A 2,982-nucleotide genomic window follows, 5' to 3' on the forward strand; every position below is an offset into this window, starting at 1 on the left:
GCCTTGTTATAGGAGGGCCAGTTAGTGATTTTAAAATTTTGTTTTGCCATGGAGACCTGATTTTGAAACAACTATGGTGATCTGTTCCGATGATTACCCAAACTTTCTATTTATTCAACAAAGCCGTCATAGCCTCACCCGCTAAGTGGGCGCTGTGTGTTATTGAAAGGGGAAATAAAAAAGCCGAGCAATTAGCTCAGCCTTGAATGTGGTGGAACCCGATAAAATCGAACTATCTCCTGATGCCCTTCAGGCATCCGCGCGAACCATCTACGCCAGAGTTCCAAATACAAAGCCCCTGCATTTCTGCAAGGGCTTGAATGGGTGCCGCGTTAAGCCGTCATGCAGAAGTTAACTATCTGCGGACGGGTAACACGGACTTGAATGACAACGCCATCATCCAGATGGCGGCCTGCCAAGTCGCACCCTTTGCAGGTCTTGAAGCCGATCAAGTCGGAGACAGCAAAAAGCCCCAACCACTTGCAGGGAGTTGAGGCTTCATGTCCTGCGCGCTTTTGCCGCAGCATGAATAGATTATGTGTTATAACGTTATAACAGTCAAGCACTTTAGCTGATCGTTTGATCAGTTAATCAGCCTCATCAGATTCTCTTTGACGAAGTTGCGGCGCTCATCTTCGTTGGTAAGCACAACGACACCACGCTTTTCCAAGTATTGGAATAGTGTTTCAACATTCCCTATAAAACAATTAGAGGCAACCACTTCCGTACGTGTCACAGAGCAATCTTCATAGTCAATAACAATTCTGCCAGAGATAGCAGGCAAGCTATTTTGTGAAGATGCTCTGTCGATAAATTCACCCTCAATCGGTACACGAGCGGCGAGAGATAACGCCTCGGTAAAATTATCTTCGGGAATTTCTTTATAGCTGCAACCGAAGTGGCTTTTCAGTGCTGACCACAGTGTGATGGTTGCTTTCGCCTGATGCTCTTGCGGAACGCTTCGACCACGATTAATCACTAACTGTTTGATGGCTTCTTGTTGTTCGATAGTTAATTTGCCCGGTAATGATTTTGTTTTGCACGTTAGATGTTTCGATTCTTTCAGATTGAAGTAGCAGTCTTCCAGCTGCTCGAACACATCCCATGCTTTGTCGGTCTCAAGCATCTTCGCATGTCTAGCCGCTCCTCGTTCTGTCCAAAGGATGAGAGCTCGTGTTTTGGCAGAAATTTGTAACTGACCCATTGTCAGTCGCAAACTTTTAAGTTCATCCCCGGTTGCCTTGAAGAAATGTTTTCCTTCGATGAAGCGATCGGTGTTGCGTTTATAGTTTTGCTGAATGTTGTTAGCATCAACTGCATACAACTGAGCCAATAATTCAGTAGTGATTACCGGAATCTGATTATGAATAATTGTGGAAATCGTTTCTGCAGAAATTTGAGTTGCCATGGGATTTTCCTTTTCAGTAAGGTTAATCACCACCGTCAGGCTCGAATCTTAGGGTGGTGAGACATACAGGGTTCGAACTACCGGCTGAAAAGACCCGGTGAACCTCGCGGTTCCCCTGCACGCCCCACCATTATTTGATGTGCCCGTGCTTCGTGCATAAAAAAACCGCTAACGCGGCTATGCGTCTTTTCAGATACCCGGGGCTCGAATCCCAGCACCTGGATTTACAGGTGCTGAGTGACTATAACGCATGGGTTGATCTTCCGTCAATAAGATTACTGGGTTACACTTGGCTTAACACAGGAGGATCCGCTATGGGCCAAGTCGCATTTGATACTCAAGAATTCGTCGAGACACTGGAGAACGCCGGGCTGCCGAAAGACCAGGCTAAGGCTATTTCTATTGCTGTCCGTAAGTCTCACGAAGTTGCTGATGTAGCCACAACACGTGACCTTGAGGACGTGCGTAAAGATTTAACATTTCAGATCACTGACGTTCGCAAAGATTTGCAGCTTGAAATGGCAGGCATCCGTTCCGAACAAAAGCTCATCCGCTGGATGCTTAGTGCGCTCATTGCTGGCATGATTTCATTAATTATCAAAGCATTTTTTGTAGCCTCAGTGTAACATCAGGCTGCCTCCAAAAGTTCAGCAACTCGCCCTGCTACGTAGGCCTCAGCGCGAGCAAGGCATGCTGTAACGTAATCTGGACGATTTTCAATCTTTCTGGCTATAGCCCTGCACGACACCTTGCCCTTGTAATACGCCACCACGATATCGTATCCCAGCGGGTCGAAGTGCTTGAGCCGCCCTACCGCCCGGTCAACTATCTCACCGTCGGCATCAGACAGCATGGGCCGAATATCGCTGCTTGCCGTGACGAGGGGCCATGCCGCCTTGTACTCAGTGCCAATGCGTGAGCCGCTCCAGTTTCCCCATGCCGTCAACAGGTATCGAATATCTCTCATTTCACCGCTCCCCAGTTTTTGCCGTTTTTGATGCTGTAGAGATGCTGCTTGCTGGTCTCGAATTTCCTCGCCACCTCCGCCACCGGCATACCGGAGGCCAGAAGTGCCCGAATAAGCGGAATATCTCCCGCCGTCAGTCGCACACGCTGTCTCATGCCGCTTCCCCCATGCGATAGGTAATGCCCTCCTGATACCAGGGCGGTAGCGTGAACTCGATTCGCCAGATATTTCCGCCGGCCCGTAATTCCCGCAGTCGCTTGAGCTCAGTTTTCATGTGCTGATAAATCTCATCCATCTGCCACGGCTTTAACCGCACCGGCACTGCTGCCAGATGCGCCACGCGGTCAATGACCATCTCCCCATAAGTGATGTTGGCGTGCATCGTGAACTCATACGGGTCTTCACCCAACTTACGGTGGCAGCCCACGCAATGAGCAAAAGCATTGAAGGGATGGTATCGGGTTGCCTTGTGTCGGCGGGACTTGAAATGGGAACAATGGAGATGGCCGTGGTCGTGATGAAAATAGTTACCGCAATAATCGCACTGCCAGTTGGTCCTCTCGCGCACAAGCTCGGAAAATACCGCGTCATGCTTATCGCGTTTTAG

4 protein-coding genes and 1 pseudogene are annotated in these 2,982 nt (G+C 49.0%); 1 reads left to right on the plus strand and 4 read right to left on the minus strand.

Going from position 1 to position 2,982, the window contains the following annotated elements:
• Positions 1 to 1,057 precede the first annotated feature (1,057 nt).
• Positions 1,058 to 1,408: pseudogene (locus ACTBDZ_RS16565) on the minus strand (ORF6N domain-containing protein); the annotation flags it as partial.
• A gap of 314 nt (positions 1,409 to 1,722) precedes the next feature.
• Between ACTBDZ_RS16565 and ACTBDZ_RS16570 the strand changes: the two are divergent.
• On the plus strand, positions 1,723 to 2,034 hold the full coding sequence (locus ACTBDZ_RS16570; RefSeq protein WP_438815807.1) for a hypothetical protein: 312 nt from the start codon (positions 1,723 to 1,725) through the stop codon (positions 2,032 to 2,034).
• A gap of 2 nt (positions 2,035 to 2,036) precedes the next feature.
• Here the strand turns inward: ACTBDZ_RS16570 and ACTBDZ_RS16575 are convergent, their stop codons facing one another.
• The 3 genes from ACTBDZ_RS16575 to ACTBDZ_RS16585 all read right to left on the minus strand — a co-directional run.
• Complete coding sequence (locus tag ACTBDZ_RS16575) at positions 2,037 to 2,375, minus strand: antiterminator Q family protein (protein WP_438815806.1); 339 nt, start codon at positions 2,373 to 2,375, stop codon at positions 2,037 to 2,039.
• Entirely contained in the window at positions 2,372 to 2,530 is a 159-nt protein-coding gene (locus ACTBDZ_RS16580; protein WP_438816112.1) for a helix-turn-helix domain-containing protein, read from the minus strand. The genes ACTBDZ_RS16575 and ACTBDZ_RS16580 overlap by 4 nt, the downstream gene beginning before the upstream one ends.
• On the minus strand, positions 2,527 to 2,982 hold a 456-nt coding region (locus ACTBDZ_RS16585), incomplete at its 5' end, for a hypothetical protein (protein ID WP_438816113.1). The genes ACTBDZ_RS16585 and ACTBDZ_RS16580, both read right to left, overlap by 4 nt.

Source organism: Symbiopectobacterium sp. (assembly GCF_051710365.1).
In the GTDB taxonomy this organism is placed as follows: domain Bacteria; phylum Pseudomonadota; class Gammaproteobacteria; order Enterobacterales; family Enterobacteriaceae; genus Symbiopectobacterium.